We start from the raw sequence: 14,935 nt of genomic DNA, 5'->3' as shown, positions 1-14,935 counted from the left end.
CATGTCCCAGGCTATAGGAATTTTAGAACTCACCAGTATCGCGAAAGGAATGGAGCTCGGCGATACGATGCTGAAAAGCGCCAACGTCAATCTGCTGGTCAGCAAAACCATCTGCCCGGGTAAGTTTTTACTTATGCTCGGCGGCGATATCGGTGCGATCCAGCAGGCCATTGAAACCGGCGCCTCCCAGGCCGGCGAGATGCTCGTCGACAGCCTGGTGCTGGCGAATATTCATCCCAGCGTGCTTCCGGCCATTAGCGGCCTGAACAGCGTCGACCAGCGCCAGGCCGTAGGTATCGTCGAAACCTGGAGCGTTGCGGCCTGCATCAGCGCCGCAGACCGGGCGGTAAAAGCCTCAAACGTTATCCTCGTGCGGGTGCATATGGCGTTCGGTATCGGCGGTAAATGCTACATGGTCGTGGCGGGCGATATTTCCGACGTTAACAACGCCGTGACGGTTGCCAGCGAAAGCGCCGGCGAAAAAGGATTGCTGGTTTACCGTTCGGTGATCCCGCGCCCCCATGAAGCCATGTGGCGACAGATGGTGGAGGGGTAATGGAAAAACAGCCAACAACGGAGCGGATGATCCAGGAATACGTTCCCGGGAAGCAGGTTACCCTCGCGCACCTGATTGCCAACCCCGGAAAGGATCTGTTTAAGAAGCTGGGCCTGCCGGATGCGGTCTCGGCTATTGGCATCCTCACCATTACGCCCAGCGAGGCCTCCATTATCGCCTGCGATATCGCCACTAAATCCGGCGCGGTGGAGATTGGTTTTCTTGACCGCTTTACCGGCGCCGTGGTGCTGACCGGCGATGTTTCCGCCGTCGAATATGCCCTCAAGCAGGTAACGCGCACGCTGGGCGAAATGATGCAATTCACTACCTGCGCGATAACCAGGACATAACATGATGAAACGCCTGATGTTTATCGGTCCCAGCCAGTGCGGGAAAACGTCGCTGACTCAAAGCCTGCGCGGTGACGCGCTCCATTATAAGAAAACTCAGGCCATTGAATGGTCGCCGATGGCAATCGATACACCGGGTGAATATCTGGAGAACCGCTGCCTTTATAGCGCCCTGCTGACCAGCGCCTGCGAGGCCGACGTTATCGCCCTGGTACTCAATGCCGACGCTCAGTGGTCGCCATTTTCTCCGGGGTTTACCGGGCCAATGAACCGCCCGGTTATTGGCCTGGTCACCAAAGCTGACCTGGCCGACCCGCAGCGTATTTCGCAAGTTGGAGAGTGGCTTAAACAGGCGGGCGCGCAGCAGGTTTTTATTACCAGCGCGCTCAATCACTCAGGACTTGAAGCCGTACTGGCCTTTCTGCATTCGAAGGAACCTTTATGTCTTACAAAATAATAGCCATTAACGCCGGTAGCTCATCACTGAAATTTCAACTGCTGGCGATGCCGCAGGGCGATACCCTTTGTCAGGGGCTGATTGAACGTATCGGGATGGCAAACGCCGAGGTGACGATCAAAACGTCCGCGCAGAAATGGCAGGAATCGGCGCCGGTCGCCGATCATCGCGAAGCCGTCACATTGTTGCTGGAAAAGCTTCTCGATTACCGCATTATTCAGAGCCTGCAGGATATTGACGGCGTTGGTCACCGCGTGGCGCATGGCGGGGAACGTTTTAAAGATTCAACGCGGGTCACCGATGAAACCTTGAGTGAAATTGAGCGTCTGGCGGAGCTGGCGCCGCTACATAACCCGGTTAACGCGCTGGGAATTAAGGTCTTTCGCCAGTTGTTACCCACTACGCCGTCGGTCGCTGTGTTTGATACCGCTTTTCACCAGACCCTGGACGAGCGCGCCTTTATCTATCCACTTCCCTGGCGCTACTACAGCGAACTGGGTATTCGCCGCTATGGCTTCCACGGCACCAGCCATAAGTATGTGAGCGCGACGCTGGCGGAAAAGCTGGGCGTGCCGCTGAGCGCCCTGCGCGTGGTGTGCTGTCATCTGGGCAACGGTAGCAGCGTTTGCGCCATCAAAAGCGGACGCTCGGTAAATACGTCGATGGGCTTCACGCCGCAGTCCGGCGTGATGATGGGTACCCGCAGCGGCGATATTGACCCGTCAATTTTACCGTGGCTGGCGCTTCACGAAGGTAAAACGCCAGAACAACTCAATCATCTCCTGAATAACGAATCCGGTCTGCTTGGGGTTTCCGGCGTCTCGCACGACTATCGCGACGTCGAACAGGCGGCAGATAGCGGAAATGCCAGAGCAAAGCTGGCGCTCACTCTGTTTGCCGAGCGCATCCGTGCCACCATTGGCAGCTACATCATGCAGATGGGAGGGCTTGATGCGTTGATCTTTACCGGTGGCATCGGCGAAAACTCAGCCCGCGCCAGGAGCGCCATCTGCCACAATCTGAACTTCCTCGGGCTGTCGATTGATGAAGAGAAAAACCAGCGCAACGCCACCTTTATCCAGGCTGACAATGCGCTGGTCAACGTGGCGGTCATTAATACCAATGAAGAGCTGATGATTGCCCGCGATGTGATGCGTATAGCGCTACCTGAAATATCGCCATTGACCGCTTCAGCCTGAGTTCGCCATCCGTCAAATTGCGGTGAATCATGGTAATAGCGGGATCGGCATGACACTATGCGTTTTAAATTCTGATGCTTTACCCTAAATAATCCAGGTTACAGGACATTGGGACGCGTTTGCGCGGGCCTCTATGGGCGAAGCTTATGGATGAGATGAGTCACTGTGAAGCCAATGAATATGTAGCGTGAAGTATGACGGGTAAAAAGGTGAAAACGTGGCTGTAGCGCAATGTCCCGCCTCCTGCGGCGAACTCATTCAGGGCTGGATCCTCGGCAGCGAGAAGCTGGTCTCCTGTCCCGTTGACTGGTACAGCACCGTCGAAGTGGATTATGGTGCGCCGCGCGCCGATGAACGCCCGCTTTCGCGGGCGATGGTCGAGCGGCTGTTAAGCTACTGGCACTATCCTGCTGAACTGAGCAACGAAATTCGCATCGAAATTTGTTCCACAATCCCTGTCGCTAAAGGCATGGCCAGCAGCACCGCGGATATCGCCGCGACGGCGGTGGCCACCGCGCACCATCTCGGCCACGCGCTGGATGAAACAACACTGGCCCGGCTTTGCGTATCGCTGGAACCCACCGACAGCACCCTGTTTCGCCATCTCACCCTGTTCGATCACAACACTGCGGCAACGCAAATTGCCTGCCACTCCCAGCCGCAGCTCGATCTGCTGGTGCTGGAAAGCCCGCGGACGATACTGACCACGGATTATCATCGCCTGCCCCGGCTTGAAAAACTGCGCGCCCATTCCGCCGCCCTGCAACAGGCCTGGGAGAAAGTCCAGCAGGCCTGCCGGACGGATAACCCGCGACGTATGGGAGAAGCGGCGACGCTCAGCGCCATCGCCAGCCAGCATCTGCTGCCAAAACCGGGGTTTGATGCGCTGCTTGCGCTGGTAGAAGAGTGTGATTTATACGGCCTAAACGTGGCCCACAGCGGCAGCGTTGTCGGCCTGATGCTCGACCGCCGACGCCACGATATCGACTCACTCCAGCGGCGTCTGGATGGGAAGCCGTTCAGTAAACACTGGCCGGTACGGCACCTGCTGCGCATGGTACAGGGCGGTGTCGAACTACGGTAACGCCGCCCTGCGTTGTTCAGCAGGCTATTCCGTTACGAGAGCGTTCATCATACTCACTGCGTGTGAACGGTCTGGGGCATTTCTCTCGCCCCCAAAGGGCTGAGGGATCCCCATAAATCAGCGCTAATAAACCAGCACCATATTTCGATAGGCTCTGGCGAGGTGGTTAAGAACGGTGCTCAGCACCATTCGCCTTAATATTAGCGGCGAGTGTCGTAAGACATTCTCCGCTAACGTCAGATGCGAGATAACACGGCGAGATTTAATGCTGTTGGCCTGATATCTCAGATGTAATCCTTTATTTTCAGCGTGATAACCAATAAGCCACAGAACTATTGTACTCAGCGTTGCCAGCAGGCTCAGGACAAGCATCCTTCCCGCTGAGTGGCTGGAACTGGCTCGCAGACCGAACCCGAAGCGCTCGCTTTTTTCATCCCGGAAGTTCTGTTCTATCTGCATGCGACGACTGTATAACTTCATGATTTCCCGTGGCCTGAATTCATCTGTACTGCTGAAGATAAGCCACGGCTCTTTTGCTGATATTCGTTGCTCTTTTTCTGTTGTGGGGGAACCGGGTTTCCCTTTGGTCCGTTTGTTTTTTCGGCCTTTCGGCTCTTTTTTTTGCAGATAAAAATGACCATCACATCGGGCATATTCTGAGCGGGCAAGTGTTCCCGGCCCCAGATATTCTGGTTTGCTGCTGGCCTGTAATTCCTGACGTCTTAACCAACATTCACCTTTTCTGTTCAGTCGCATCTGGATATTACCTCTGATACGTCCGATAAAATCCCAGCCGGGTGATTTGATGTGCCGGAACCACGCATTCTGGAAGCCTGCATCGGTCACGATGATGACTTTGGCCTGAGGATTAACAGCAGTTGCAAGAGCATCAAGGAAAGCTTGCCGTATCTGTGCATTCTGCTGTTTTTCCGAAGGAACTATCCAGCTTAACAGTGGTATCGAACGCCCGTCACAGATCAGTCTGGGTGTCGTGGCATTTAAGAACTGACGGGACAGTTCACTTCATCATTCATGGGATATTCTCTCTAAAACTACGCGGTATATCGCGCCATTACGACCCCATGTCTCATTCAGAATGCGGTTTCCAGTGAATCTGTGACGAAATAATCATCATCCACCAATGGCAAGTAGCGCCATTTATCGAATGCAGTACAGGGATGTGAAATACCGCAGCCTATCCAGTCGCCGGGCTTTAAGGCGTCCTCTTGCGGCAGCAACAAATACGCATGCTGATCGTTCACCTCACTGATGCTCATGCCAGAAGCCGCACGAGGGGCGCTGCCATCGACATTCCGTACCCACAGCGGATTCGGCAGATCTTGATCGAACGGCACATCACGGCGGCCGAAATCGATAAAAGCCAGCCCAGGCTCAGGGCGCGATAACACCCGTCCCCAGATCTCCAGTGCGGCGGTGAAATGATGCGTGGCGCCGGGCTGAGCAAAAGGTGCGATACGCGCATACAGTCCGCTATCATGCGCCATGTAAGCGCCGGATCGAATCAGTGGCGTCACTGGCAGCGGCAGGTTCGCGGCCGTAAAACACGCTGAGACCACGTCAAACCACGCACCGCCGCCAGCACTGAGGATAATATGCTGGCTGGAAAAAAGCTGATTTTCGGCCAGCATCTCCGCCGTAACGATCAGCATCTGACAGTAATCTTTTACTCGCTGCACACCTGCAGCATCACGTCCGGCACCGAGCGCGCCTTCATAACCCGCGACGCCCACCAGTTGCAGAGAAGGGCTGACGGCAATAGCGGCGGCAATCTTCAGCGCTTCATCCAATGATCGGCAGCCGGTACGTCCCCCACTGACCGACATCTCCAGTAGCACCGCAATGCGACTGTCGCCGAGATGCTGCTCCAGCAAACGTACTCCCTGCAGAGAATCAACGTAGCAAAGGAAACTATGGTCTGGATGCTCTTTTTGCCATTCGCCGATCCAGCTAATACCACCGGGGTCGACCAGTTCATTAGCGAGGAGAACATTACGAATGCCGAATTGTCTCAAGGCGCGAACCTGAGCAGGAGTTGCAGCACTCAATCCCCAGGCGCCACCTTCAGTGACGGCGCGGCGCAGGATCGCAGGAGACATTGATGTCTTACCATGAGCCGCCAGCATGACACCTTGTTCACGGCAAAAATCTGCCAGTTGACGAAGATTATTCTCCAGTGCTGATTGCTTCATCAGCATCAGTGGGGAAAACACCTCGGAGCTGTTAAATATCGACGTGCCGTTAGTCAGTGACTGATTGCCAGTTCCGGCGACTGATTTAAAACGCGGCGCAGGCTGCAGCGCATCTAGCGCTCCGTCCGCCTGCAATGGAAAGTGAATCGACATCATGCCTCCTGTCAGTGTTCAAGCACGCGTGATAAGAACTGTTGGGTGCGCGGATTCTGCGGATTGACAAAAATCTGCTCCGGAGAACCCTGCTCGGCTATCACGCCTTGATCCATAAACACCACTCGATCAGCGGTTTTACGCGCAAACCCCATCTCGTGGGTGACCACCACCATGGTCATGCCTTCACGCGCCAGGCTGCGCATCACCTCCATCACTTCGCCGACGAGTTCGGGATCGAGGGCGGAAGTCGCCTCATCAAAAAACATAATTTTCGGCTCCACAGCCAGCGCGCGAGCAATCGCCACGCGCTGCTGCTGACCACCGGAAAGCTGGGCCGGATAATGATGCGCGCGCTCAGCCAGCCCCACACGCTCCAGGGCCGCCAGGCCGCGTTTATTGGCTTCAGCCTCGGACAGTTTCTGCGCTTTAATCAGCGCCAGCGTCACGTTACCGAGCGCGGTTTTATGGGGAAAGAGATTGAACTGCTGAAACACCATGCCAACGTGGCCACAGATTTCACTGCTGCGTTTGCGGTCATGTAGCGGCACTTCATTAACCCAGATTTCCCCACCATCGGCGGTTTCCAGCCCACTCATAATGCGTAACACAGTACTTTTTCCGGAGCCGGATGCGCCAATCAGCACCAGGACTTCGCCGGGTGAAACATCGAGGCTGATCTCTTTCAGCACCTTGGTTGAGCCAAAGGATTTGGTAATCCGGCTCAGCGTAATGGCGGATTTTCTCATGATAACTGGCTCCTGGTTTGATAATGTTGAACACAACGGGAAATCGGAAAGCAGACAACGAAGTACAACAGGGCGACCAGACCGTAAATCACTACTGGCTGGCCGATGCGATCGACAATCGCCTGGCCCTGGTGCATCAATTCTGACATGCCAATCATGCTGACAATCGACGTATCTTTTATCAGCGAAAGATACTGACCTACCAGAGGAGGCAACACGATGCCGCGCGTCTGAGGCAAAATCACGCTAAGAAATGTCTGACGCTTCGACAGGCCGAGAATCCACGACACTTCCCATTGGCCTTTAGGTACGGCTTCAATACCCCCGCGAAATACTTCGGCGATATAAGCGCCCTGATAAATACTCAGGCCAAGGATACCTGCAGCGAACAGATTGATTTCATAACCGAAGTAAGCCACGCCGAAGTAGATAAACATTAGCGTGATCAGTACCGGCGTTCCACGAAACAATTCCGTATAGAGCACGGCGATCTGTCTGGCAACCGGCAAACGGCTCGTGCGTAACAGCGCCGCCAGTAAACCTAGCAATGTGCTGCCGATAATAGCGGCAATGGAGAGCAGTAAAGTGACGCCCAATCCTTTCAGCAGAATTGGCAGTGAGCTAATGATAAGTTCACTCATAGCACATTCTCCTGTTTTACTGGGTTAATCAGCCATTTTCTTGCCCATTGCCGGCCGGGCTTTTTTACCGGCATCACCAGCGGCGGATGGAACATCCGGCGTCCAGCCATGATGCCAAGCCAGGAGAACAGGTTACTCAGCACCAGATAGACCAGAGCAACAACGCTGAAGGTCTGGATGTACAGCAGGGTACGCGCATTGATCACCGTTGCGGTGCCGGTCAGCTCCGGCAACGCGATGGCTGAGAGCAGCGAAGTACCAAGCAGTAGCTGAATAAGATTATTAATAATGGCAGGCCACACTGCGCGCGCTGCCTGCGGCAGCACCACACTGAGAAAGATTTGTCGGCGCGGAATACCGAGGATATACGCAGCTTCCAGTTGGCCCTTCGCTACCGACTGAATTCCTGCGCGGAAGGTTTCCGACAGGTAGGCGCCCACGTTAATCCCCAGCGCCAGTACTCCTGCGGTAAAGGCGCTCATGGTAATACCCAGCGACGGCAGGCCAAAAAAGATGATGAAGATTTGCAGCAGCACCGGCGTGTTGCGGATGAACTCGACGTAGCAGTGACTGAGCCAGCGTAGCGGTGCCAACTGCGAGGATTTCGCCAGCGCGGATAGCAGGCCAAGTACCACTGCCAGTACAAATGCCAGCAGCGTGACTTGCAGAGTTAGCCACGCTGCGTCCAGAAAGGTGTCGGCGTAGCGCCACAAGGTTAGCCATTGATAACTCATAGTGTGACTCCTTAAATCGGCGCAGCATCAGCGGCTGCGCCGTGGCGAACAATCAGTATTGCGGATTCAGCGAGTAGCGCGGTTTACTGCCGAACCACTTCTCATACAGCCGGGCGTTCTCGCCGGAGGCGTTAATTTCAAAAAGGAATTCATTCAGATAGTTGATCCATACCTGGTCCCCCTGTTTCACACCGAAGGCGTTGTACTCCAGCGGTACCAGCGCTTCGTTGGTAACGGTTAGAGACGGATCGAGTTTCGCCTGATAGGCGAGGAAGTTGTTATCTTCGATCATGGCATCAGCCTGTCCCTGTTTCACCGCAAGGATTGCTGCCTGAGAGGAGTCGTACTCCTGAATTTTCACGTCTATGCCGAGGTTGCGCACTTCGTCGCCGTTGGTGGAACCTTTCACAGTGGCAATGGTTTTTCCGGCCATATCATGTGCGGACTGAATACTGCTGCTTTTGCGTACCAGCATCGCTTCACTTGCCACAACATAAGGGTTCGTGAAACCAATCTCTTTAGCGCGCTCCAGATTGCGGGTGAAGTTACAGAACACCACGTCGACTTTATTGGTTTGCAGGTTAGGGATGCGGTTGGCGCTGGTGGTGTTGACCATTTCCAGTTTGACGCCCATCTCTTTAGCCAGCGCTTTGGCCAAATCGACGTCATAACCATCCGGATTGCCGTCTTTATCGTAAAAACCAAACGGGGCAAAGCTCAGGCAGTCACCTACGCGCAGCGTGCCGCGCTGCAGCACGGTTTGCAGCGCAGACTGTGGTACAGCACCAGCCTCTTTTTTCTCTTCGTTCGGCGTACAGCCCGCAACAGTAAGCAATACCAGCGCGCCCGCCAGTGCTTTGGCACTTAATTTCAGTGATGTTGCATTCATTTTTATGCTCTCTTTTAATGTTTAACGAGACGGCGTAATACCGTGTCATCCGTTAGTAAGTCAGACGTTCACCTGCGCAGCGGCAGCGTTGATTATTTCGGAATATTGCTAATGAAAAAGGAAAAGCATCAATTAATAACAGGCTGTCCTGGTATTGATGAGGAAAGAAATAGAAACGCGCAGCCTATTTTAACTGTCTTAATTATTTATGGTCGATGCGAAAACATTTCATATCCACTTCTACTTTGCAGTCAACCACTAAATTCTGTACGCTACAAATACGCGCTGGTGGATTATCACGAAATATCTCACTGAATACTTTATTAAATGAACTGAAATAACGCGCATCTGTTAATACCGCAGTCACATGCACTACATCCTCCACGCGATAACCTGCTTCCCGCATGATGGTGAGACAGTTGTCAAACGCCAGTTGCGTCTGTTCGATGATACCTCCTTCCACTACTTCTCCCTCGCGCATCGGTGTCTGGCCTGAGATATAGAGCCAGCCATCGGCCTCAACGGCCCGCGCGAACGGCAGTCTCTGGCCACCAGTGCCGGTGCCACCTTCAATGCCATAACGCTTAATCGTCATGTAACGCTGCTCCTTTTTGTTTTGAGAATACCCATTAGTACCGATCCACCACCGTCTGATATATCAGACTTAAATCTGAAGTATCAGATAGAGCAAGATTTGCACAGAATTTTTGACTTTGCAATATATCGCGAGGAATTTAATTTCTCGTGATGTTGTTACTTTCGAAAAATAAAAAGGAATGAAGAAAATTTCTGACTGGAAGTGCTACTGTTATCCTGATTTGAAAAATCAATTTGCACATAATGCGCTAAAATGAGGCCCCAAAATGGAACGAGGAAATAAAAACTCTGGTAATGAAATTTTAATTAACAGGGATGGGTTAAGGACGACACTCGGTGTATGATCTTTTCTTTTTTACTGTCTGGCATGACCGCCCGACTGCATCAGGAGAATTTGCTTATGCCGAACGAGAAGTCATCGCGAGCACGCGGTGTTGACCGTGTTATCGACATTTTTCGCCAGTTGCATATCGCTCGTCAGCCCATGGCGATGCGCGACTTGATCGACGCCACTGGTGCGCCGCGTTCTAGCGTATATGAACTAGTCAACCTGCTTGATGAGGCCGGGTTAGTTGAACTGGATGCCGACGGCGCAGTGTTCTTTGGCCGAGAAATGCACTATTACGGTGCAGATTACATGGCGCATAACGACCTTATCCGCCGCTCACATCAGTTAATGGTTGAGATAGTAGCCCGTCATGGCGAGACAGTGCAGCTATGTATGCTGGAAGGAAATAAGTACACCGTCGTGCTATCTGAAAGTAATGCCCACCCGTTCAAAATCACTTCTGATATCGGGGTACGGGTACCGATTACCTGGACGGCTACTGGTCGTCTGCTGCTCAGCAATTGGTCGGACAGCGCCATTCTCGATCTCATCCCCGAAGAGGATTACCGTCTGGCGAACGGGCAAGTCCTCAACAAGCAGGAATTCCTCGAAGATATTCATCGAGCAGGACAGCAAGGATATTGCCTGACCGAAGGATTGTCAGAGAGTTTTACCTGCTGTATGGCGGCGCCGATTCATTCTCGTAACGGGCAGTCGATAGCCGCTATCTGCTTTATGGTGAGTCGAGATACGCCGGAGGAGCGCCGTCAGATGCTGCTGAAAGAGTTGATCGTTTCCGGGCATAAATTATCTGATTTCACCTGAACCCGTGTTCCATGAGATTGAACATACACTATGCACCTGAAATCTGGCTCTCTGAGTTACCCTTGAAGGGATGAGTCTGGAAATCAGAAATTATTGTACGGCAAGCCTGTTTTTTGAACAGGCTACGTATGAATAGCAGATAAAAACAGCCGCAGACGTTTTAATATACCTGCCAGGAAAATACCCTCCTTAAAGCTGCCAGCAGTTGCCCGTTTTCCCGCTCGCCACGGATCGCAACGCGGAAGTAGCGCCCGTCCAGCCCTGGATAGTTGGCGCAACTGCGGATCAGAATATGCTGTTGCAGCATGGCGTATTGCAGATCAAGATCAGGTACATCGCAGCGCAGAAACAGATAGTTAGCCCGGCCTGGGTAGACTGTCAGACCAGGAATGCCGCGCAACTGATGGTAAAAGTTCGTTCCCTCTTCAGCCAGCCACCGCCAGGTTTGCTGCTGATAAGCGCTGTCCTGCAGAATAATTTCCCCCGCCAGTGCGGCAAAGGCGTTTATCGACCACGGCATCTGACGCTCACGCATTTGCGCCACCGCCCGTTCATCGCTATTGACCAGGTATCCCAGACGCAGACCGGGAATAGCATAAAATTTGGTCAGCGAACGCAGAACCCATACGTGCGGATTCTGGCTAAGGTGCGGAATAAACCCTGGCTCATCGGGAATAAAGTCGATAAACGCTTCATCAAGAATCAGCACGATTCCCAGCGATTGACAGCGCTCGGCAATGAATTCAAGCAAACGGCGCTCGGGGAGTAATCCGGTAGGATTGTTCGGCGTACAGAGAAACAGGCAGTCCAGATCCGGCGTCAAAGCGTCAAGAATAGCCTCGGTTAGCTGCCAGCCATCCTCTTCACGCAGCAAAAACTCCCGCACTGCGCAGTCGATCGATTGCAGCGCCCGGCGATACTCGGCAAAGCCGGGGGTAATGATCATCGCCTGACGCGGCTTCAGCCCCTGAACGAGGGTGAAAATAGCTTCGGTTTCCCCATTTCCGGCGAGGATCCATGACGCGGATATCCGGTGATGCTCCGCCAGCGCGAGGTGCAACTGCTGATACTCAACGTCGGGATAACGTTCGGCACAATCCATATTGTCGATGATGGCGCGCTTTAAACGTTCCGGCATCCCCAGCGGATTAATATTGGCGCTAAAATCCAATAACTGTTGCGCAGAGATCCCCAATAGCGCGGCGGCCTCGCGAATATTGCCGCCATGCGCGCTCTTCAGTAGAGCCATATCCCCTTCCTGTCGTATTACCCTCGCCGTGCCAGCGTGGCGCCGTCGGCGAAGTAGGCTTTAATCCCTGCCAGAATCGACTCGGCAACTTGCTGCTGGAATTTCGCCGTTTTCAATTTACGCTCTTCTTCGACGTTGCTGATAAACGCGGTTTCCACCAGAATTGAGGGAATATCCGGCGCTTTCAGCACCGCGAAGCCCGCCTGCTCAACCCGGTTCTTATGCAGATTATTAATATGGCCCATCTTTTCCAGCACTGCCTTACCAAACTTCAGGCTGTCGGCAATGGTCAGCGACTGCACCATATCAAACATGGTGTGATCGACGTAACGATCGCCGCTTTTACTTACGCCGCCAATCAGGTCCGAGGCGTTCTGAGTTTGCGCCAGATATTTGGCTGCGGCACTGGTGGCGCCTTTCGTCGACAGGGCAAAGACCGAAGATCCGCTGGGCTGACGACTGGTAAACGCATCGGCGTGAATAGAGACGAACAGGTCAGCGCGCTGCTTCTGCGCCTTAGCGACGCGAACCTTCAGCGGAATGAAGACATCCTCATTGCGGGTCATATAGACCTTCATATTGCCCTCTTTCTCGATCAGCGCGCGTAGCCGTCGGGCAATCTTTAGCACCACGTCTTTCTCGCGAGTACGATATTTCCCTATTGCGCCAGGATCTTCGCCGCCATGACCGGGGTCGAGCATAATAACAATTGGCCGATCGCGCCCGGCTTTACCCGGTTTCGGGCCGCTTTCCGCTGGTGGGATCTGACGTTGAAGATCGCCATTGTTGTAATCTTCAAGCAGCGCCAGCAGCGGATCCTGCACATTGGTGGCATTGGCGGGGTAGAGATCCATCACCAGACGCTCTTTAAACCCGGCAACCGGCGCAAGGGCGAACAGCTGTGGTTTCACATCCTGTTTTAACTCGAATACCATGCGTACGGTTTGCGGATCGAACTGCCCGACGCGGGCGGACTGAATATAAGGATCGTCGCGGCGAATCTGCCCTCCCATGTCTTTGAGCACTGAATTGAGATGAACCCCTTCCAGATCCACAACCAGACGCTCGGGATTACTGAGCGTAAACTGCCGATATTTCAGGATATGGCTGGACTCCACCGTGATGCGCGTGTAGGTCGATGATGGCCAGACGCGCACAGCCACCACCCGCGCTGTCGCAGCCAAACCAACCGGACTCACACTCATCAACCACATGGCGCCTGCCCCTTGTAAAAAACGGCGGCGGCTTAATCCTGACTTGTATCCCGACATGCCACTCCCAAGCAACAAAAACAAACAGATTGACCGGAAACTTTAACGAAAGGCGTATAACCTGTCATCTATAAAAGGGTAAACAATCTTTGACAACCGGGTTCTGTTTTCTCCGATTCAGCAATAAATTGGGGCTTGCGTTTGCCAATAAAACGGAATAAAAATACAGTAATTACGAATAATCATGCATTGAGGTTGTGTAATGGTGAAGGAACGTCGCACCGAACTGGTAGAGGGATTCCGCCATTCTGTTCCCTATATTAACGCCCATCGGGGTAAAACGTTTGTCATCATGCTGGGCGGAGAAGCCATTGAGCATGACAATTTCTCCAGTATAGTCAATGACATTGGCCTGCTTCACAGTCTGGGAATTCGCCTGGTGGTGGTGTATGGCGCACGCCCGCAAATTGATGCCAACCTGGCGGAGCATCACCACGAGCCGGTTTACCACAAACAAACCCGAGTGACTGATACCAAAACTCTCGAACTGGTTAAGCAGGCCGCAGGTATGCTGCAACTGGAAATTACCGCCCGCCTGTCAATGAGCCTCAACAACACGCCGTTGCAGGGGGCCCACATCAACGTGGTCAGCGGCAACTTCCTGATCGCGCAACCGTTAGGCGTCGATGACGGCGTGGATTACTGCCACAGCGGGCGCATTCGGCGTATTGATGAAGAAGCCATTCACCGCCAGCTTGATAACGGCGCGATTGTCCTGATGGGCCCGGTTGCGGTTTCTGTTACCGGCGAAAGTTTTAACCTGACCTCTGAAGAGATTGCCACCCAACTGGCGATTAAGCTGAAAGCCGAAAAAATGATCGGTTTTTGTTCTTCTCAGGGGGTCTACGACCAGAATGGCGATATCGTCTCCGAACTGTTCCCCAACGAAGCTCAGGCGCGAGTGGAGGAAATGGAAGCAAACGCAGACTATAGCTCCGGTACGGTTCGTTTCCTGCGCGGTGCGGTGAAAGCCTGCCGCAGCGGCGTACGTCGTTGCCATCTGATTAGCTACCAGGAAAACGGCTCGCTGTTGCAGGAGCTGTTCTCTCGTGACGGTATCGGCACCCAGATAGTGATGGAGAGCGCCGAGCAGATCCGCCGCGCGACGATTAACGATATCGGCGGGATCCTTGAGTTGATTAGCCCGCTTGAACAGCAGGGTATCCTGGTGCGTCGCTCGCGCGAACAGCTGGAGATGGAAATCGACAAATTCACCATTATTCAGCGCGATAACACCACCATCGCCTGCGCTGCGCTGTACCCGTTCCCGGAAGAGAAGATTGGCGAGATGGCCTGTGTGGCTGTGCATCCGGATTATCGTAGTTCATCGCGCGGTGAAGTGTTGCTTGAGCGTATTGCCGCCCAGGCGAAACAAATGGGCCTGAGCAAGCTGTTTGTGCTAACGACCCGCAGCATCCACTGGTTCCAGGAGCGTGGCTTTACCCCGGTGGACGTCGAGTTGCTGCCGGAGAGCAAAAAAAAGATGTACAACTACCAACGCCGTTCTAAAGTGCTGATGGCTGATCTGACCTGATTCTCCTCCTGCGTCCCGTCATAACGGCGTATGCACGGTAAACGCCGCTCCCCGGAAACGCCTGTGTGACCGGGGATAATTGCGGTAATTTTTTATCATCTGAAAATGA

The 14,935-nt window shown here is 53.5% G+C and carries 15 protein-coding genes and 1 pseudogene; 7 read left to right on the top strand and 9 right to left on the bottom strand.

What is annotated here, in order from left to right; genetic code table 11:
• Window position 1 precedes the first annotated feature (1 nt).
• The 5 genes from pduT (at window position 2) to ABK821_RS01160 (ending at window position 3,646) form a co-directional block, all read left to right on the top strand.
• Window positions 2–556, top strand: coding sequence for a propanediol utilization microcompartment protein PduT (pduT, locus tag ABK821_RS01180; RefSeq protein ID WP_138360133.1), 555 nt, complete (start codon window positions 2–4; stop codon window positions 554–556).
• A complete protein-coding gene (gene pduU, locus ABK821_RS01175) occupies window positions 556–906 on the top strand; it encodes a propanediol utilization microcompartment protein PduU (RefSeq protein ID WP_138360134.1) in 351 nt (116 codons plus the stop codon). The genes pduT and pduU overlap by 1 nt, the downstream gene beginning before the upstream one ends.
• A 4-nt stretch (window positions 907–910) precedes the next feature.
• Window positions 911–1,363, top strand: coding sequence for a propanediol utilization protein PduV (gene pduV, locus ABK821_RS01170; RefSeq protein WP_142502773.1), 453 nt, complete (start codon window positions 911–913; stop codon window positions 1,361–1,363).
• Complete coding sequence (locus tag ABK821_RS01165) at window positions 1,348–2,562, top strand: acetate/propionate family kinase (protein ID WP_138360135.1); 1,215 nt, start codon at window positions 1,348–1,350, stop codon at window positions 2,560–2,562. The genes pduV and ABK821_RS01165 overlap by 16 nt, the downstream gene beginning before the upstream one ends.
• Before the next feature lie 217 nt (window positions 2,563–2,779).
• Window positions 2,780–3,646 (top strand): L-threonine kinase, encoded by an 867-nt coding sequence (locus tag ABK821_RS01160; RefSeq protein ID WP_343178363.1) that lies wholly within the window; start codon window positions 2,780–2,782, stop codon window positions 3,644–3,646.
• A gap of 123 nt (window positions 3,647–3,769) precedes the next feature.
• On the opposite strand, the pseudogene ABK821_RS01155 reads toward ABK821_RS01160, so the two are convergent.
• The 7 genes and pseudogenes from ABK821_RS01155 to ABK821_RS01125 all read right to left on the bottom strand — a co-directional run.
• A pseudogene (locus tag ABK821_RS01155) lies at window positions 3,770–4,627 on the bottom strand (IS4 family transposase); the annotation flags it as partial.
• 110 nt (window positions 4,628–4,737) lie between these two features.
• Window positions 4,738–6,009 (bottom strand): alanine racemase, encoded by a 1,272-nt coding sequence (locus tag ABK821_RS01150; protein WP_343178364.1) that lies wholly within the window; start codon window positions 6,007–6,009, stop codon window positions 4,738–4,740.
• A gap of 11 nt (window positions 6,010–6,020) precedes the next feature.
• A complete protein-coding gene (locus ABK821_RS01145) occupies window positions 6,021–6,758 on the bottom strand; it encodes an amino acid ABC transporter ATP-binding protein (protein WP_138360137.1) in 738 nt (245 codons plus the stop codon).
• Window positions 6,755–7,399, bottom strand: a complete 645-nt coding sequence (locus ABK821_RS01140) for an amino acid ABC transporter permease (protein ID WP_138360138.1) — start codon at window positions 7,397–7,399, stop codon at window positions 6,755–6,757. Before ABK821_RS01140 ends, ABK821_RS01145 begins: the two co-directional genes overlap by 4 nt.
• Window positions 7,396–8,133 carry an amino acid ABC transporter permease gene (locus ABK821_RS01135; protein ID WP_138360139.1) on the bottom strand — a complete coding sequence of 246 codons (738 nt, stop codon included), beginning with the start codon at window positions 8,131–8,133 and terminating at the stop codon, window positions 7,396–7,398. The genes ABK821_RS01140 and ABK821_RS01135 overlap by 4 nt, the downstream gene beginning before the upstream one ends.
• Window positions 8,134–8,185: 52 nt before the next feature.
• Window positions 8,186–9,022, bottom strand: coding sequence for a transporter substrate-binding domain-containing protein (locus tag ABK821_RS01130; protein WP_343178365.1), 837 nt, complete (start codon window positions 9,020–9,022; stop codon window positions 8,186–8,188).
• Window positions 9,023–9,224: 202 nt separating this feature from the next.
• Entirely contained in the window at window positions 9,225–9,617 is a 393-nt protein-coding gene (locus ABK821_RS01125; RefSeq protein ID WP_138360141.1) for a RidA family protein, read from the bottom strand.
• A 402-nt stretch (window positions 9,618–10,019) separates the two neighbouring features.
• On the opposite strand from ABK821_RS01125, the gene ABK821_RS01120 reads away from it, so the two are divergent.
• Window positions 10,020–10,772: an IclR family transcriptional regulator gene (locus tag ABK821_RS01120; RefSeq protein WP_138360213.1), complete on the top strand. Its 753-nt coding sequence runs from the start codon at window positions 10,020–10,022 to the stop codon at window positions 10,770–10,772.
• A gap of 160 nt (window positions 10,773–10,932) precedes the next feature.
• Here ABK821_RS01120 and cobD read toward each other — a convergent pair whose 3' ends face one another.
• Window positions 10,933–12,021: a threonine-phosphate decarboxylase CobD gene (gene cobD, locus ABK821_RS01115; protein ID WP_343178366.1), complete on the bottom strand. Its 1,089-nt coding sequence runs from the start codon at window positions 12,019–12,021 to the stop codon at window positions 10,933–10,935.
• A gap of 17 nt (window positions 12,022–12,038) precedes the next feature.
• Window positions 12,039–13,292, bottom strand: a complete 1,254-nt coding sequence (gene amiC, locus ABK821_RS01110; RefSeq protein WP_138360143.1) for an N-acetylmuramoyl-L-alanine amidase AmiC — start codon at window positions 13,290–13,292, stop codon at window positions 12,039–12,041.
• 202 nt (window positions 13,293–13,494) lie between these two features.
• Here amiC and argA point away from each other — a divergent pair, with 202 nt between their 5' ends.
• The gene (gene argA, locus ABK821_RS01105) at window positions 13,495–14,826 is read left to right on the top strand and encodes an amino-acid N-acetyltransferase (RefSeq protein ID WP_138360144.1); all 1,332 of its coding nucleotides are present in this window, start codon (window positions 13,495–13,497) and stop codon (window positions 14,824–14,826) included.
• The last annotated feature ends 109 nt before the right edge of the window (window positions 14,827–14,935 follow it).

This window comes from Klebsiella sp. KE9456 (assembly GCF_043832615.1).
Taxonomy (GTDB): domain Bacteria; phylum Pseudomonadota; class Gammaproteobacteria; order Enterobacterales; family Enterobacteriaceae; genus Klebsiella; species Klebsiella indica.
This window is presented reverse-complemented; position numbering and strand designations above follow the sequence as displayed.